This is a genomic window from Modestobacter sp. VKM Ac-2977 (assembly GCF_026968045.1).
Lineage (GTDB): Bacteria > Actinomycetota > Actinomycetes > Mycobacteriales > Geodermatophilaceae > Modestobacter.
In genome coordinates this window covers 631,349-645,809 of sequence record NZ_JAPVBQ010000001.1, presented here as the reverse complement: position 1 = coordinate 645,809, position 14,461 = coordinate 631,349, and the positions used below count along the sequence as shown (strand labels likewise).

The following is a 14,461-nucleotide window of genomic DNA, read 5'->3' as shown; positions in this document are numbered from 1 at the left end:
GTCGGCACCGAACGACCCGTCGACCGCGGCGGGCCGACCGAAGGCCGCCTGCTGCTCCGGCTGGGGAGCCGGGGCCGGCGGGGTGCTGGGCTGCAGCCGGGCGTCGGTGGGCGCGAAGGCGCCCGTCGTCCCCGCGGGTCGGGCGTACGCGGTCGGCTGCTCGTCGGGCCGGCCGACCGCGTGGCCGGCGTCGGCGGGACGGGAGCCGGCGTCGGACGGCTCGGTGCCGGACGTCCCGCTCAGGGCGTCCCGCCGGCGGGCAGGCCGGTGGCGGAACCGACGGTGAACGTGCGCACCACGGGCGGGACGATGTCGGTCCGCTCGGTCGGCGCCGTGTAGCGGACGGCGTCGGCCACCGGCTCCCGGTGGGGCAGGTCGGCGGTGGGCAGGTTGACGGCGAGTGCGGCGACCCCCAGGCCGAGGCCGGCCAGCGCCCCGGTCATCCCCCGCCGCAGCCAGCGGGCACTGCTGTCGGGCCGGGTCGGGGCCTCGGCGGGCGCGAGCGGGATCGCCCAGGAGCCACCCGCGCCGGTGGCCGCGAGCCCGTCGGCACCGGCGCTCAACGAGCCCAGCCCGCCGCCGGGCCCGGCGGCCGTGAACGGGATGGCCTGCAGCCGGGAGATGAGGTCACCGGGGACCACGACGTCGACCCCGTGCCGCAGCGCGTCCTTGGCCTCGCGCTGGGCGGCGACCGCCATCCGGCACTGTGCGCAGCCGGCCAGGTGCCGGGCCGCCCGGTTCGCTGCGCCGCCGGAGAGCTCTCCGTCGACGAGGGCGGCGATCGCCTCCTGGGCGAGGTGGCTCTCCGGGATGCTCACGACACCTCCACGGCGGGGACGGGGCGGCCGGGGGCGAGGTGGGCCAGCGCCTCCCGCAGCTGCACGCGACCGCGGTGGATGCGGCTTCGGACGGTGCCGAGCTTGATGCCGAGGGTCGCCGAGATCTCCTCGTAGGTGAGGCCCTCGATGTCGCACAGCACGACCGCGACCCGGAACTCCGGGGAGAGCGCGTCGAGGGCGGCCTGGATCTGCGGGTCGAGGTGGGTGTCGGCGTAGACCTGCTCCGGGGACGGCGCGGAGCCGGGCAGCCGCTCGGTGTCCTCGGGAAGGGCGTCGAAGCGGATGCGCTGCCGGCGACGCACCATGTCCAGGAACAGGTTCGTGGTGATCCGGTGCAACCAGCCCTCGAAGGTGCCCGGGGAGAAGTCGGCGAGCGAGCGGAACACCCGGACGAAGGTCTCCTGGGTGAGGTCCTCGGCGTCCTGCTGGTTGCCGGAGAGGCGGTAGGCCAACCGGTAGACACGCGCCGAGTGGTCCCGGACGACCTGTTCCCAGGTGGGCGCCACCCAACCCTCGGCCGCGGGGGGCACGGGCTCGAGGCCGGCGGGGGCCGCCGACCCGGTCGCGGTGGGCTCGGTCACGGCCCCAGGATCGCAGACGGCCGAGGTCGACACCTCCCCAGCGGGGGTGGACCGCTCGACGGAGCGCTGGCTGGTGGTACGCGAGAGACGCACGTCCGGTCCAACGGCCGGGTGCGCAGTCGGTGTTCCCGTGCGGCGCAGACACACAGCCAGTTGCCAGGCAGTCGACCGAGCGTCGTCCCCTCCCCCCACCCGGCCGGGCGGGGACCCCGCCCTCGCCACTACCCTCGCCCGGTGACCAGCGTTGCCGGACCGCCCCCCACCGGCGGCTCCCCGACGGGCGCGGCGGCCTATGCCGACGGCTTCGCCGCCGAGACCCCCGCCCAGGTGGCCGCCCGCCAGCGGGCCGTGACCTCCGCCGAGGCGTTCGGGACCCAGGTCCCGGTCGAGCCGGCGGTGGGCGCGACCCTCTCCGTCCTCGCCGCCGCCTGCGACGCCCGCTCGGTGGTGTCCATCGGCAGCGGTGGCGGCGTCGCCGGGCTCTGGCTGCTGCAGGGGATGCGCCCCGACGGCGTCCTCACCGCCCTGGACGCCGACCCGGCCGAGCTGCGTGCGGCCCGGCAGGCCTTCACCGAGGCCGGCGTCCCCAGCGGCCGGACCCGGCTGATCTTCGGGACGCCCGGCGAGGTGCTGCCGCGGCTGTCCCCCGGCGCCTACGACCTGGTCAGCTGCGCCGGCCCGCCGCTGGAGTACGCCAGCAACCTGGTCGGACTGCTCGGGCTCATCCGGCACAGCGGGTCGCTCATCTGCCACGGCCTGCTCGCCGAGGACAAGATCGCCGACCCCGCGGCCCGCGACGCGCAGACCGTCGCGTGGCGGGAGATCGCCCGGACGCTGCGCGAGGACGAGACGCTGACCTGCGCGGTGCTGCCCATCGGCACCGGCCTGCTGGTCGCCACCAAGCGCACCTAGCCGAACGAGGCCCCCTGGCCGAACGGGAACTCCGCCTCCGCGGCCCACGGCCCGCCGAGGTAGCGCCAGAGGCCGAGCCCCCGGGCGGTGACCGTCTCCGGCACGAACGACGCGGTCAGCTCGGCGTGCAGCGCGCGGGCCACCTCCGGGGCGACCTTGTTCTGCACCGTCACGTGCGGGCGGGACCACTGCCGGTCCTGCCGGGTCAGCCACGGGTCGAAGGCATCGGCCAGGACGGCGCGCAGCGTCGTCAGCTCTGGCGCCGACAGGTCCAGCGCGACGCCACGACCGAGGAAGCGGACCCCGGTGACCGCGACCTCGAACCCCGGTCGCGCAGCCACCGCCGCCAGTTCCCGACCGACGGCCGCCCGGTGCTCGCCGGGCAGCGCGTGGAAGAGCGTCACGTGCGCCTGCAGGTGGTTGCGCTCCGGCGGGAAGTGCGCCGCCCGCAGCCGGTCGAACCGCTGCTGGGCGTCGTCGTCCAGCAGCAGCGTCACGATCAGCGGTGACGGCACCGTCGGCTACAGGATGGCGCGGGAGCCCTTGCCCAGGACGGTGATGCCGCTCGCGCTCACGTGGTACCGCTCCCGGTCCCGCTCGGGGTCGACCCCGATCTGCGCTCCCGGCGGGACGACGACGTTCTTGTCCAGGATGGCGCGGCGCACGACGGCGCCCTCACCGATGTGGACGCCGTCCATCAGCACGCTGGCCTCGACCCGCGAACCGCGCTCCAGGCGCACGTTCGGTGCGACCACCGAACCGTGCACGGAGCCGCCGTCGATGATCACCCCGGCGCTGACCATCGACTCCTCGGCCCGGCCGCCCAGCACGAACTTCGCCGGCGGCAGCATCGGCGGCAGGGTGTAGATGGGCCAGCGGTCGTTGTAGAGGTTGAAGATCGGGCTGACCGAGACCAGGTCCATGTGCGAGTCGTAGTAGGCGTCCAGCGTCCCCACGTCCCGCCAGTAGCCGTGGTCGCGCTCGGTCTCGCCGGGCACGACGTTGCTGCTGAAGTCGTAGACGTAGGCGTCACCGGCGTCGGCCATCATCGGCATGATCGACCCGCCCATGTCGTGCACCGAGTTCTCGTCGGCGGCGTCGACCCGCAGCGCCTCGAGCAGCGCGTCGGTGGTGAACACGTAGTTGCCCATCGACGCGAACGTCTCGTCCGGGCTGCCCGGCATCCCCGGCGGGTCGGCCGGCTTCTCCAGGAACTGGCGCACCTTGCCGTTCTCGTCGGCGTCGATGACGCCGAAGGCGGTCGCCTCCTTACGGGGCACCCGCAGGCCCGCGACGGTCACGCCCGCGCCGGTGGCCAGGTGCTGGTCGATCATCTGCGACGGGTCCATCCGGTACACGTGGTCGGCACCGAAGACGACGACGATCTCCGGCCGGTCGTCGTAGATCAGGTTCAGGCTCTGGTAGATCGCGTCGGCGCTGCCGGTGTACCAGCGAGGGCCCAGCCGCTGCTGCGCCGGCACCGGGGTGATGTAGCTGCCCAGCAGCGTCGACATCCGCCACACGGTGGTGATGTGCCGGTCCAGCGAGTGGCTCTTGTACTGGGTGAGCACCGCGATCCGCCGGATGTCGGCGTTGACCAGGCTGGACAGCACGAAGTCGATGAGCCGGTAGTTGCCCCCGAAGGGGACCGCGGGCTTCGCCCGGTCCTGGGTCAACGGGGCGAGGCGCTTGCCCTCACCACCTGCCAGCACGATGCCGAGAACTCGAGGGCCGCCACGCATGGACGGACCGTAACGGGTGCACGCGGCGTCCGCTCCCCCTGCCCGCCCGCTCCGACCACCTAGGGTGAGTCCGTGCGCGTCGGAGTGATCACCCGGGAATGGCCGCCGGACGTCTACGGAGGGGCCGGGGTGCACGTCGAGCACCTCGTCGCCGCCCTGCGTGGACTCGAGCAGGGGCCGGAGCTGGACGTCCACTGCTTCGGCGGGCCCCGCGCCGACGCGACCGGCCACGGGGTGCCGTCCGGGCTGCAGGCCGCCAACGGCGCGCTGCAGGCCGTCGGGGTCGACGTGGAGATCGCCGCCGCGCTGGCCGACGCCGAGCTGGTGCACTCGCACACCTGGTACGCCAACCACGCCGGGCACCTGGCCTCGCTGGTGCACGGCTCCGCGCACGTGGTGACCGCACACTCCCTGGAGCCCCGCCGGCCGTGGAAGGCCGACCAGCTGGGCGGGGGCTACCGGCTCTCCTCCTGGGTGGAGCGCACCGCCTACGCCTCCGCCGACGCGGTGATCGCGGTCAGCCGGGGCATGCGGGCCGACGTCCTCGACGTCTACCCCGACCTGGACCCGGCGAAGGTCGTCGTGGTCGGCAACGGGGTGGACGCCCAGGCCTACCGGCCGATCGAGGCGCCCGACGTCGTCCGCTCGGTGGGGGTCGACCCCGACCGGCCGTACGCGCTGTTCGTCGGCCGGATCACCCGGCAGAAGGGGCTGATGCACCTGCTGGCCGCGGCCGAGCAGCTGCCCCCCGAGGCCGGCCTGGTGCTCTGCGCCGGCGCGCCCGACACCCCGGCCGAGCGCGCGCAGGTGGCCGACGCCGTGGCCGAGCTGCAGACCCGCCGCACCGGCGTGGTGTGGATCGAGCAGATGCTGCCGCGCGAGCAGCTGGTGCCGCTGATCACCGGGGCGACGGTCTTCGTCGTCCCGTCGGTGTACGAGCCGCTGGGCATCGTGAACCTGGAGGCCGCGGCCTGCGGCACCGCGGTCGTGGCCAGCGCCGTGGGCGGCATCCCGGAGGTCGTGGACGACGGCCGCACCGGTCTGTTGGTGCCCTACGACGCCGAGGACCCGACCGCCTTCGCCGCCGGGCTGGCGGCGCGGATGGCCGAGCTGCTCGCCGACCCCGGCCGCGCCGCCGCGATGGGCGCGGCCGGCCGGGAGCGGGTGCTGGCGGAGTTCGGCTGGCCGGCGATCGCCCAGCAGACCGCCGAGGTCTACGAGTCGGTGCTCGCCGGCCGCCGCTGACCCGAGCTGCTCAGCGGTCCTCGGCGAGGACGCTGCGCGCACGTCCGGCCGCCTTCGCCCGGTAGAGCGCGCTGTCGGCACGGCGCATGAACTGGGAGGTCGGCTCGCCCGGCTCGTGCTCGGCGACGCCGATCGACAGCGGCACGCCCGCGGAGGCGCGCCGCAGTTGCTCGACCACCGCGAGCGCGGCCGGGCCGGCGTGGGCGGGGAGCAGCAGCGCGAACTCGTCGCCGCCGTGCCGGGCGAGCACGGACCCGCGGGGCACCCGGGGCAGCCACTCGTCTGCCACCGTCCGGAGCAGCTCGTCGCCGGCGGCGTGCCCGTGCTGGTCGTTGATGGACTTGAAGTGGTCGATGTCCACCAGCGCCACGGAAAGGTCGGCGCCGGTGCGCCCCGCGATCCGGACCGTCTCCTCGAGCGCGTCGTCGAAGCCGCGCCGGTTGGCCAGGCCGGTGAGCCCGTCCAGGCTGGCGGCGGAGGCGCGCCGGGCCAGCGTGGCGACCACCAGCCCGATGGCGGCCATGACGACGGCGAGCGCGACGACCGGCCCGGCCGGCACCCCGCGCATCGGCAGGACGACGGTGCAGGCGGCGAGCGCGAGGACCAGGTAGGCCGAGGCCACCGGTAGCGCGAAGAGGAAGAACGCCGCCACGGCCACGAAGGAGTAGATGCTGGCCAGCGCCATGGCCGACGCCGGGTCGGGCGCGGTGTAGACGACGACGCTGATCAGCGTGGTGCCCAGGAACACGAGCAGGTGGAACACCGACCGCGGCAGGTGGTGGCCCCAGCGGACCACCGCACCGCCGGCCAGCATGGCGACCGGGCCGATCGCCACCAGCGCGGGCGAGACGGGCCGCGCCCCGCCGCCGAACGCGACGACCGTGAGGACGGCGAGCCCCCCGGCCAGGTACAGCGCCCCGATGACCGGTCCGATGACGCGGGCAGTCGCCACCTCAGGCGCGCTGCGCGTCCATTCCATGCCACCTCATCGGTCCGGGGAGAACGGGCACCGCGCGTTCGTCGGCCGGGACGACCCGCACGGGTGACCCGACGGCCGGCGGCCGGCCCCCCGCGGGACCGGCCACCGGGCGGGTTCACAGCTCGGGCTTGAGCTGGACCTTCACGTAGCCGTCGGCCTTCTCCTGAAACGCCTTGTAGGCCTCCGGTGCCTGGGACATCGGCAGCCGGTGGGTGGCGAAGGTGTCCACGCCGAGCGGGTCGGCGTCGGTGAGCAGCGGCATGATGTCCGGGACCCAGCGCTTGATGTTCGCCTGGCCCATCCGCAGCTGGATCTGCTTGTCGAACAGCGTGATCATCGGCATCGGGTCGGCCGCGCCGCCGTAGACACCGGAGATCGAGATCGTCCCGCCGCGCCGGACGATGTCGATCGCCGAGTACAGGGCGTTGAGCCGGTCGACTCCGGCCTCCTTCATCACCGGGGCGGCGACGGCCCGCGGCAGCAACCCGGCCGCCTTCTGCACGAACCCGGTCGCCGGCGAACCGTGGGCCTCCATGCCGACCGCGTCGAGCACGGAGTCCGGCCCCCGCCCGTCGGTCATGTCCCGGATCGCGTCGCCCAGGTCGTCGGAGTGCTCGCGCAGGTCCAGGACCTCGATGCCGCGGGCGGCGACCCGGGCCAGCCGCTCGGGTACCAGGTCCACGCCGATCACCCGGTAGCCCTTGTGCTGGCCGATCCGGCAGGCGAAGTCACCGATCGGGCCCAGCCCCAGGACCACGAGCGTGCCGCCGTCGGGCACCCCGGCGTACTCCACGCCCTGCCAGGCGGTGGGCAGGATGTCCGAGAGGTAGGCGAACCGGTCGTCGGCCGGCCCCTCGGGCAGCTTGATGTGGGTGAACTGCGCCTGCGGCACCCGCAGGTACTCGGCCTGCCCGCCCGGCACCTCGCCGTAGAGCTTGGAGAAGCCGAACAGCGCCGCACCCATCCCCTGGTCGCGCACCTGGGTGGTCTCGCACTGCGTGTACAGGTGCTGCTGGCACATCCAGCAGTGCCCGCAGGAGATCTGGAACGGGATGGAGACCCGGTCACCGATCTTGAGGTCGCCGGCCTCCGCGCCGACCTCGACGACCTGGCCCATCGCCTCGTGACCGAGCACGTCGCCCACGCCCATGAAGGGCGCCAGCGGGTCGTACAGGTGCAGGTCCGAGCCGCAGATGTTGGTCGTCGTCACCCGGATCACCGCATCGGTGGGGGCCTGGACGAAGGGGTCGTCCACGGTGTCCACCCGGACGTCCTGCTTGCCGTGCCAGGTCACTGCCTTCATGGGGCTCCGTTCGTCGGACGCACGCTGCGTCGTCCTGGTCCCGGTGCCCTCGCCCGACCAGGCCAAACGGCACTGCCGTCCGACGGGAGCCGTCCACCCGGCGGCCGTGCCGATCAGCCGGCTCGGCCGTCGATCTCGGCAGCCAGACCCGTCAGTGCGTCGACCACCCGCGCCACCACCCGCCGCTCGGCCCGGTCCGGGCGCAGCAGCGCCTCCACCCGGCGCCCCGCCGGCACCCCGGTCAGCGGCAGCAACCGCACCCCCGGCAGGGAGGAGGTGGTGTACCGCGGCAGCAGCGAGATCCCGTGCCCGGCTGCGACCATCGCCGCGGCCACCGCGAAGTCGTTGATCCGGTGGGCGATGCGCGGTGCAGCCCCCGACCGGGCCGCCACCGCGGCCAGCACCGGCGCCACGGGGAAGCCCTCGCGCACGGTGATCCAGGCCTCGCCGGCGAGCTCGTCGGGGGTGATCGCCGATCGGTCGGCGAGCCGGTGCCCAGGGCCCACCGCGACGTCCAGCGGCTCGCGGAACAGCGGCACGACCCGCACCCCGGGAGGCCAGTCCGCGGCGCCGTCCGGACGGTGGGCGACCACCACGTCGAAGCGGTCGGTGAGGTCGGCGAAGTCGGCGAGCGCGACGTCCTCGTCGGCGCACTCCAGCGTCACGCCGTCCCAGCCGGCGACGGCGCCGAGCAGCCGGGGGAAGATCAGCTGGGCGGCGCTCTGGAAGGCCGAGACGCGCACCGTGCCGACCGGCAGGTCCCGATCGGCGTGGCAGGCCGCCCGGGCGCGCTCAACCGCCACGGCGACGTCGACGGCGGCGTCGGCCAGCGCCGCACCCGCCGGGGTGAGCCGCAGTCCGCGCCCCACCCGCTCGGTGAGCGGCACGCCCATCTCCGCGGTGAGCGCGGCCAGCTGCTGCGAGACCGCCGAGGGCGTCAGGTGCAGGACGCCGGCCGCCGCGGTGACCCCGCCCTGACTGCGGACGGCGCGAAGGGTCTCCAGGGTCCTCAAGTCCATGTAGACAGTCTGAACGGACGGTCAACAACTCTTCACTGGAGTTGGACGACGCCGGACGGCAGGCTCGTCCCGTGCCCCTCCGTGACCGCCTGCTCGCCTGCCTCGTCGCCGTGCTCTGGGGGCTGAACTTCACCGCCATCCACCTGTCGCTGGAGCAGTTCCCGCCCTTCGCCCTGGTCGCGCTGCGGTTCGCCCTCCTCGCCGTCCCGACGCTGCTGTTCGTGCCGCGCCCCGACGTGCCGCTGCGCTGGCTGATCGGCTACGGCACCGGGTTCGGCGTCCTGCAGTTCTTCTTCCTCTACCTGGCGATGGACACCGGCATGCCGACCGGGCTGGCCTCGCTCGTGCTGCAGTCCTCGGCGCCGTTCACCGTGCTGCTGGCCGGGCTGCTGCTGCACGAGCGGCTCACCGCCCGCCAGCTCACCGGCATCGGCATCGCGGTCGCCGGGCTGGGCGGCATCGCCCTCTACCGGGCCGAGATCGGCGGCGCCGCGCTGGCGCTGCCCGTGCTGCTCACCCTCTGCGGCGGGCTGGGCTGGGCACTGGGCAACCTCTGCACCCGGCAGGCGCGGGCGTCCGAGCCGCTCAAGCTCACCCTCTGGATGAGCGTGGTGCCGCCGCTGCCGATGCTCGCGGTCTCCCTGGTCGCCGAGGGACCGGACGCGATCGCCCGGTCGTTCACCACGCTGGACAGCCGGCAGGGCCTGCTGGCACTGGCCGGGCTGCTCTACACCGTCGTCGTGGCGACCCTGCTCGGGTCGGGCCTGTGGACGGCGCTGATGGCCCGGCACCCGTCGAGCACGGTCGCGCCCTTCTCGATGCTCGTACCGGTGGTCGGCATCGGCGCCTCGTGGCTGGCGCTGGGCGACCGCACGTCAGCGGTGGAGCTCGGCTGCGGCGCCGTCGTCGTCGCCGGGGTGCTGCTGGCGACGACGACGCGCCGGCCCGCTCAAGGCCAGATGGACGCGACGATGATCGCCGACACCGCGAGCGTCGCACCGGCGGAGATCAGGCTCGCGGGGTGGAAGGTCACCTCGGTGAGGTGCTGGCCCAGCCGCCCAGGGGTGAGCAGGTCGAGCAGCAGGAACACCAGCGCCTGCAGCAGCACGCCGAGCAGCCCGAAGACGACGGTGTAGAGCAGCGCCCGCCCGAACCCGCTGGTCGCGTTGGTCCAGATGGTGGTGAAGGCGATCGCGCCCTGCCCGAGGAGGCCGGCCGCCAGCGCGATGCCGGCGTTGACCGAGCGCTCCTCGTAGATGTGCTTGGCCAGGTGGCCGGGGGTGAGCAGGTCGAGAGCGAGGGCGCCCACCACGAGCAGCAGGATGCCGACGCCGGTGTAGGCGACGGCGTAGCCGATGCTGGCCAGCACAGAGGACCTCCGAGTTGGGGGACGGCGGAGCGCTGAGCCTAGGGCCATCACCACATCGCCCGGTGGAACAGCCGTCGGCCGGGCAGCGCTGCACCGGGTGTGACGGACGCCCTGACCCTGTTCGACGACGTCCTCCCGCCCGAGACACCGGTCGCCAACCGGCTGCTGCAGGTGCGCACGGTCTACGCGGAGCCCGCGGCCGCCGCCTCCCCGCGCGGGCGGCAGGTCCTGGCCCGCTTCCCCGGTGCGGAGCTCGTGGAGGTGCCCTCGCACTGGCAGATCCCCGACCTGCACGGCAACGAGGGCAACGTCGACCGCTGGGTGCGGGTGAAGACCGAGACGCTGGTGCTCGGGGTCAAGAAGTCGCTGTCGGCCCGGCCCAACGGCCGCTCGGCCAACTGGATCGCGCCCTCGACCGCGAACGGCTGCGCGATGGCCTGCGCCTACTGCTACGTGCCGCGGCAGAAGGGCTACGCCAACCCGATCACGGTGTTCACCAACATCGACCAGATCACCGGCTACCTGCGCCGGCACGTCGCCCGCCAGGGCTCGAAGACCGAGCCCGACCAGTGCGACCCGGAGAGCTGGGTCTACGACCTCGGCGAGAACAGCGACTGCTCGGTCGACGCGCTGGTCAGCGACAACGTCGCCGACCTGGTCGCCACCTTCCGCACGCTGCCGACGGCGAAGGCGTCCTTCGCCACCAAGTACGTCAACCGGCAGCTGCTCGAGCTCGACCCGCAGGGCCGCACCCGCCTCCGCTTCTCGCTGATGCCCCAGTCCGACGCCACGGTGCTGGACGTGCGCACCAGCAAGGTCGGTGAGCGGATCGCCGCCGTCGACGACTTCGTCGCGGCCGGCTACGAGGTGCACCTCAACCTCTCCCCCGTCGTGCTGCGCGAGGGCTGGGAGGCCGACTGGACGGCGCTGCTGCAGCAGCTGGACGACGAGCTCTCCGACGACGCGAAGGCCCAGGCCGCCGCCGAGGTGATCATGCTGACCCACAACGAGGGCCTGCACGAGGTCAACCTGGGCTGGCACCCCCAGGCCGAGGACCTGCTCTGGCGCCCGGAGCTCCAGCAGCCCAAGGTCAGCCAGAACGGCCAGGTCAACGTCCGGTACCGCAACGACGTGAAGCGGGCAGGGGTCGACCGGCTGCAGCAGCTCATCCGGCAGCACGCCCCGTGGCTGCACGTCCGCTACGCGTTCTGATGCGCCTCTCCCTGCTGGACCGCGCCCGCACCCGGGTGGACGAGCCGGACGCCGCCGCACTGACCGCCACCGTCGAGCGGGCGGTCGCCGCCGAGCGGCTGGGCTTCGCGCGGTTCTGGGTCGCCGAGCACCACGGCGTGCCGGGCGTCGCCGGTGCCGCCCCGGCAGTGCTGCTGGCCGCGATAGCCGGCCGGACGACGACCATCCGGCTCGGCTCGGCCGGCGTGATGCTGCCGCACCACCAGCCGCTGGTCGTCGCCGAGCAGTTCGCCACCCTGAGCGCGTTCGCCCCCGGCCGGGTCGACCTGGGCCTGGGCCGCTCCCCCGGCTTCACCGCCCCCGTACGGCGGGCGCTGCGCTCCACCGGCGAGCCGGACTTCGCCGACGACCTGGCCGAGCTGCGGGCGTTCCTCGCCGGCTCGGCGGCGATCACCGCGCACCCCCGCCCGGCCACCGCCGTCCCGATGTTCGTGCTGGCCACCGGCTCGGGACTCACGGTCGCGGCCGAGCTGGGGCTGCCGGTGATCGTCGGCGGCCCGCTGCTGGGCGTGGCCGGCGACCCGGAGCCCGGGCTGGCCGCACTGGCGGGGTACCGGCGCAGCTACCGGCCGAGCGAGGAGGCACCGGAGCCGCGGGTGGCGATCAGCCTCGACGTGCTGGTCGCCGACACCGCCGGCGAGGCCACCGACCTGCTGCTGCCCGAGGCCTGGGCCATGGCCAGGGCCCGCACCACCGGCGTCTTCCCGCCCCTGGAACCGGTGGCGGGGATCCGGGCCCACACGCCCACCCCGCGCCAGCAGTCCTACGTCGAGCAGACCGCCGCCGCCGCGATCGCCGGCACCCCCGCCCAGGTGGCGAGCCGGCTGGCCGAGCTGCTCGACCGGACCGGCGCCGCCGAGCTGGTCGCCTCCAGCAGCACGCACGACCGGACGGCGCTCGCTGCCTCCGACGCCGCACTGGCAGCGCTCCTCGGCGCACCGCGCGCCGCGCGCTGACCACCGGCGGCCGGACTCGTTCCGGACACGCACGCCAGGTGGTGTCGCCCGGGCGCGCGCTGTGCCACGGTGCTCCCGCCCAGCCCCGTCGCGACAGGAGGCATCCGTGCCGGCCGTGGAGATGCACGCGGTGTCCAAGAGCTACGCCCGACGCGGCCGCCCGCCGCAGCAGGCCCTGGACTCCCTGGAGCTGGTGGTCGAGTCCGGCGGCGTGCACGGGTTCCTCGGCCCGAACGGCTCGGGCAAGACGACGACCATCCGGGTGCTGCTGGGCCTGATCCGGCCCGATGCCGGCGACGTGCGACTGCTGGGCCGGCCGGTGCCCGACGGGCTCCCGCAGGTGATCGGCAGCGTGGGCGCGCTGGTCGAGACCCCACTGTTCTTCCCCGGCTTCTCCGGCCGCCGCAACCTGCGGCTGCTCGCCGAGGCCGCCGGGGTGCCGCGCACCCGGGTCGAGGAGGTGCTGGAGACCGTCGAGCTGCGCGACCGGGCCGACGACCGGTTCAAGGGCTACTCGCTGGGGATGAAGCAGCGGCTGGGCATCGCCGCCGCGCTGCTGAAGTCCCCGCAGCTGCTGATCCTGGACGAGCCCAGCAACGGTCTGGACCCGGCCGGCATCCGGGACGTCCGCGAGCTCATCCGCCGACTGGGCCACGACGGCTCGACGACGGTGCTGCTCAGCTCGCACCTGCTCGCCGAGATCGAGCAGGTCGCCGACCGGGTCTCGATCATGGCGCGGGGCCGCTGCATCGCCTCCGGCCCGGTGCACGAGGTGCTCGCCGGCCGGTCCTCCGGGGACGTGCGGGTGCGCGTGCCCGACCGGGCGGCCGCGACCGCCGTGCTCACCGCCGCCGGTTTCACCGTCACCCCGAGCGAGGACGCACTGCTGGTCTCCGCTGTCCCGGCGCCGGGTGAGGTCACCCGGGTGCTCGCCGAGCACGGCCACTACCTGGAGGAGCTGACCCCGGTGGCGGCGGACCTGGAGAGCGCGTTCCTGGCACTGACGGCGGAGCCGGCATGACCGCCGTCCACACCGAGGCGCCCCCGACCGCACCCGCCGGCCGGTTCGGCGGGCTGCTGCGGGCCGAGGCGCACCGCTTCCGAGCCCGCCGGTTCATCCAGGTGCTGCTGCTCCTCGCGGCGCTCGGCTGGGCGACCGTCACCGTCATCGGCCTCACCCAGTACGCCTCCACCACCCCCGAGCGGCTCGCCGCGGCACAGCAGCAGCTGCAGGTGGAGGTGGAACGGGCGAACGAGTTCCGGGCGGAGTGCCTGGCCTCGGACGACGTCCCGGCGGACGTCTCCCCCGAGGAGTGGTGCGGCGCGCCGGTCACCGCCGCGGACCTCGACCTCGACTGGTACCTGGACCCGGCGCCGTTCTCCTTCGCCGCGGACGGCGTCGCCGGAGCGGTGGCGTTCAGCGCAGCGGGTGCGGTGCTGGCCTTCCTGGTCGGCGCCACGTTCGTCGGCGCCGAGTGGTCCTCCCGGTCGATGATCGCGCTGCTGTTCTGGGAGACCCGGCGGCCCCGGGTGCTCGGCGCCAAGATCGTCGTCGTCACCGCGGCCTCCGCCGTCCTCGGCGTGGTCGCGCAGGGCGCGTGGTTGGCGATGGCCGGCCTCTGGCAGACCTTCGCCGGCGACGGGGTCGCCCTGCCCGACGGGTTCTGGTCGGAGCTGCTGGCCACCGCCGGACGCGGCGTGCTGCTCACCACGCTGGCCGGGCTGCTGGGGTTCGGCCTGACCAACCTGGTGCGCAACACCGGGGCAGCGCTCGGGGTGGGGTTCGTCTACTTCGCGGTGCTGGAGACGGCGGTACGGGCCGTGCGCCCGGACTGGCAGCCCTGGCTGCTCACCAACAACGCCTCGGCTCTGGTGGTGCCGGACGGGCTGACCCTCTACACCGGCTTCGACCCGGTCACCGGGCAGTCCACCGAGTACCTGCTGGGCAACCTGCAGGCCGGGGTCTTCATGGCCGTGGTGACCGCCGTCGTCCTCACCCTGGGCACTGTGCTGTTCACCCGCCGCGACCTGCACTGACCCCCGCTCAGGCCCGCACCCTGCTGGCCCGCGCCCACGCCGAGGACCCGCTGGTCGCCTGGCTCTTCCCCGACCGCGCGCACCGCCTCGACGCCGCCGCCGCGTGGCTGGGCCGGTACCTGGAGCAGGTGCAGGACGGCGGCGGGCAGGTTGACGTCGCCGGAGACCCACCCGTCGGTCTGGCGGTGTGGCGGGCGGCCGCACCCTCTCCCGCTGAGCCGACCCTGC

14 protein-coding genes and 1 pseudogene are annotated in these 14,461 nt (G+C 74.4%); 7 read left to right on the top strand and 8 right to left on the bottom strand.

Features of this window, described 5'->3' with window-relative positions:
* Positions 1 to 239 precede the first annotated feature (239 nt).
* Both O2V63_RS03105 and sigE read right to left on the bottom strand, forming a co-directional pair.
* Positions 240 to 818, bottom strand: a complete 579-nt coding sequence (locus tag O2V63_RS03105; protein WP_269166101.1) for an anti-sigma factor family protein — start codon at positions 816 to 818, stop codon at positions 240 to 242.
* Entirely contained in the window at positions 815 to 1,420 is a 606-nt protein-coding gene (sigE, locus tag O2V63_RS03100; RefSeq protein WP_269166100.1) for an RNA polymerase sigma factor SigE, read from the bottom strand. The genes O2V63_RS03105 and sigE overlap by 4 nt, the downstream gene beginning before the upstream one ends.
* 234 nt (positions 1,421 to 1,654) lie before the next feature.
* On the opposite strand from sigE, the gene O2V63_RS03095 reads away from it, so the two are divergent.
* Positions 1,655 to 2,332, top strand: a complete 678-nt coding sequence (locus O2V63_RS03095; RefSeq protein ID WP_269166099.1) for an O-methyltransferase — start codon at positions 1,655 to 1,657, stop codon at positions 2,330 to 2,332.
* On the opposite strand, the gene O2V63_RS03090 is transcribed toward O2V63_RS03095, so the two are convergent.
* Positions 2,329 to 2,847, bottom strand: a complete 519-nt coding sequence (locus O2V63_RS03090) for a 2'-5' RNA ligase family protein (RefSeq protein WP_269166098.1) — start codon at positions 2,845 to 2,847, stop codon at positions 2,329 to 2,331. The two genes, O2V63_RS03095 and O2V63_RS03090, sit on opposite strands and share 4 nt — an antisense overlap.
* Before the next feature lie 6 nt (positions 2,848 to 2,853).
* Positions 2,854 to 4,074, bottom strand: coding sequence for a glucose-1-phosphate adenylyltransferase (glgC, locus tag O2V63_RS03085; RefSeq protein WP_269164895.1), 1,221 nt, complete (start codon positions 4,072 to 4,074; stop codon positions 2,854 to 2,856).
* A 72-nt stretch (positions 4,075 to 4,146) separates the two neighbouring features.
* On the opposite strand from glgC, the gene glgA reads away from it, so the two are divergent.
* A complete protein-coding gene (glgA, locus tag O2V63_RS03080; RefSeq protein ID WP_269166097.1) occupies positions 4,147 to 5,319 on the top strand; it encodes a glycogen synthase in 1,173 nt (390 codons plus the stop codon).
* Positions 5,320 to 5,329: 10 nt separating this feature from the next.
* Here glgA and O2V63_RS03075 read toward each other — a convergent pair whose 3' ends face one another.
* The 3 genes from O2V63_RS03075 to O2V63_RS03065 form a co-directional block, all read right to left on the bottom strand.
* A complete protein-coding gene (locus O2V63_RS03075; protein ID WP_269166096.1) occupies positions 5,330 to 6,271 on the bottom strand; it encodes a GGDEF domain-containing protein in 942 nt (313 codons plus the stop codon).
* A 142-nt stretch (positions 6,272 to 6,413) separates the two neighbouring features.
* Positions 6,414 to 7,601 (bottom strand): zinc-dependent alcohol dehydrogenase, encoded by a 1,188-nt coding sequence (locus O2V63_RS03070; RefSeq protein ID WP_269166095.1) that lies wholly within the window; start codon positions 7,599 to 7,601, stop codon positions 6,414 to 6,416.
* A gap of 113 nt (positions 7,602 to 7,714) precedes the next feature.
* Positions 7,715 to 8,620: a LysR family transcriptional regulator gene (locus O2V63_RS03065; protein WP_269166094.1), complete on the bottom strand. Its 906-nt coding sequence runs from the start codon at positions 8,618 to 8,620 to the stop codon at positions 7,715 to 7,717.
* A 71-nt stretch (positions 8,621 to 8,691) separates the two neighbouring features.
* On the opposite strand from O2V63_RS03065, the pseudogene O2V63_RS03060 reads away from it, so the two are divergent.
* A pseudogene (locus O2V63_RS03060) lies at positions 8,692 to 9,540 on the top strand (EamA family transporter); the annotation flags it as partial.
* A gap of 29 nt (positions 9,541 to 9,569) precedes the next feature.
* Here the strand turns inward: O2V63_RS03060 and O2V63_RS03055 are convergent.
* On the bottom strand, positions 9,570 to 9,989 hold the full coding sequence (locus O2V63_RS03055; protein ID WP_269166093.1) for a DUF350 domain-containing protein: 420 nt from the start codon (positions 9,987 to 9,989) through the stop codon (positions 9,570 to 9,572).
* Positions 9,990 to 10,088: 99 nt separating this feature from the next.
* On the opposite strand from O2V63_RS03055, the gene O2V63_RS03050 reads away from it, so the two are divergent.
* The 4 genes from O2V63_RS03050 to O2V63_RS03035 all read left to right on the top strand — a co-directional run bounded on the left by O2V63_RS03050 (position 10,089) and on the right by O2V63_RS03035 (position 14,233).
* The gene (locus O2V63_RS03050) at positions 10,089 to 11,201 is read left to right on the top strand and encodes a spore photoproduct lyase family protein (RefSeq protein ID WP_269166092.1); all 1,113 of its coding nucleotides are present in this window, start codon (positions 10,089 to 10,091) and stop codon (positions 11,199 to 11,201) included.
* Complete coding sequence (locus O2V63_RS03045; RefSeq protein WP_269166091.1) at positions 11,201 to 12,196, top strand: MsnO8 family LLM class oxidoreductase; 996 nt, start codon at positions 11,201 to 11,203, stop codon at positions 12,194 to 12,196. The genes O2V63_RS03050 and O2V63_RS03045 overlap by 1 nt, the downstream gene beginning before the upstream one ends.
* Positions 12,197 to 12,302: 106 nt before the next feature.
* Positions 12,303 to 13,217 (top strand): ABC transporter ATP-binding protein, encoded by a 915-nt coding sequence (locus O2V63_RS03040; protein ID WP_269166090.1) that lies wholly within the window; start codon positions 12,303 to 12,305, stop codon positions 13,215 to 13,217.
* Positions 13,214 to 14,233: an ABC transporter permease subunit gene (locus O2V63_RS03035; protein WP_269166089.1), complete on the top strand. Its 1,020-nt coding sequence runs from the start codon at positions 13,214 to 13,216 to the stop codon at positions 14,231 to 14,233. Before O2V63_RS03040 ends, O2V63_RS03035 begins: the two co-directional genes overlap by 4 nt.
* The last annotated feature ends 228 nt before the right edge of the window (positions 14,234 to 14,461 follow it).